The organism is Streptomyces sp. NPDC037288 (assembly GCF_055603265.1).
In genome coordinates, this window is the sequence record NZ_JBVJVY010000194.1 from 1 (window position 1) to 2030 (window position 2030).

The window sequence follows — 2030 nt, forward strand, 5'->3', positions numbered from 1 at the left end:
CCGGTTCGGTACATCCGTTCCCCGGCGGTCCCGAAGGGGCAGGCGACGAACCGCTCGGCCGTCAGCCCCGGTCGGCCGAGGTAGCCGCGGGCCAGCGCCGGACCGGCGACATACAGCTCACCGGTGACACCGGGCGGAACCGGACGCAGCCGCGCATCGAGCACATACAGCCTGCTGTTCAGCACCGGCCGGCCGATCGGCGGGACCGCCCTCGGCACCAGCGGGCCACTCATGGAGGCACAGACCGTCGTCTCGGTGGGGCCGTAGGCGTTGATCAGGTTCCGGCCCGCCGACCAGCGGGTGACGACCTCGCCCGACAGGGCCTCACCGGCCGAGACGAGCGTGCCGCCCGGCAGCAGGTCGGCGGTGGCGTCCATCGCCGCCAGCACCACCGGGGGCAGCGTCGCATGCGAGACACCGTGCCGCTTGAGCGTGTCGGCCAGCGGCTCGCCCGGCTGCAGCCCGTCCGCACCCGCCACGACCACCGCGGCGCCGGAGAGCAGGCTCATGCACAGTTCCCAGAAGGCCGCGTCGAAACTGGGCGAGGCGAACTGCAGCACCCGGCTGCCGGGCCCGACACCGAGCCGCTCCGCCTGCGTGGCCAGCAGACTCGCCACACCCGCGTGCGAGACCACCACACCCTTGGGGCGACCGGTAGAACCTGACGTGTAGATGACATACGCCGGATGTCCGGGCTGGACCCGCGCACCAGGCGCAGTGTCCGGCACACCGGACAGGTCGAGGGTGTCGAGCAGGAGTGCCTGGGTGCCCTCCGGCAGGCGGTCCACGGTCTCGGTGGTGGCCAGGACCAACGCGGGGCGCGCGTCGTCGAGCATGTACGCGATCCGGTCCGCCGGATACGCCGGGTCCACCGGCAGATACGCGCCGCCGGCCTTCCAGACCGCGACCACCGCCACCACCAGCTCCTCCGTGGACCGCGACAGCGCCAGCGCGACCAGCGACTCCGCGCCCACCCCACAGGCCACCAGATGACGCGCCAGCCGGTTCGCCCGCGCGTCCAGCTCCGCCGCCGACCACGTCCCCGCATCCGACACCAGCGCCGGCGCCTGCGGATCGGCCGCCACCCGAGAAGCGAACAACTCGGGAACGGTCGAGGGTGCCAGGGCGCGTGCGGAGTCGTTCCAGGTGGTCAGGACGTTCAGGCGCTCCTCGTCGTCGAGGATGTCGAGGTCGCCGATCGGGGTCTCCGGGGCCGCGACCACGGCGGTGAGCAGGCGCAGCAGGCGGTCGATCAGGCGCTCGACCGTGGAGTGGTCGAACAGTTCGCTGCTGTACTCGACCAGGCCGTCCATCCCGCCCGTGGCGCGCTCGCTGAACTCCAGACCGAGGTCGAACTTGGCCGCACCGGTCCCGACGGCCAGCGGGGTGACGTCCAGTCCGGGGAGGCGGAGGTCGGCGGCGGCGGTGTTCTGCAGCACCAGCATCACCTGGAACAGTGGATGCCGCGCCTGCGAACGCTCCGGCGCCACCGCATCGACGACCCGCTCGAACGGCACGTCCTGATGCGCGTACGCCGCCAGGTCCCACTCCCGCACCCGCGCCAGCAGCTCGCGGAAACTCGGATCGCCCGACACATCCGTCCGCAGCACCAGCGTGTTCACGAAGAACCCGACCACATCGTCCAGCGCCTCGTCCTGCCGACCCGCGATCGCACCACCCAGCGGGATGTCCTCTCCCGCACCCAACCGCGACAACAACGCCGCCAGGCCCGCCTGCAACACCATGAACACCGTCGCCCGCGACTCGCGAGCCAGGGAGGTCAGACCCTGGTGCAGGGCGGGGTCGACGGAGAAGGTGAGCATGCCGCCGTGGTGGCCGGCGACGGCCGGGCGAGGCCGGTCGGTGGGCAGCTCCAGCAGATCCGGAGCACCCGCCAGAGCCTCCTTCCAGAACTCCAGCTGACGACGGACCACACTCTCCGGGTCACTGTCCTCGCCCAGCAGTTCGCGCTGCCACAGGCTGTAGTCCGCGTACTGCACCGGCAACGCCGGCCGCTGCGGTACGTCACC

The 2030-nt window shown here is 71.9% G+C and carries 1 protein-coding gene; it reads right to left on the reverse strand.

Going from position 1 to position 2030, the window contains the following annotated elements; genetic code table 11:
- The coding region (locus tag ACZ7GZ_RS43160; protein ID WP_471033320.1) for a non-ribosomal peptide synthetase at nt 1–2030 on the reverse strand (2030 nt) is incomplete at both ends.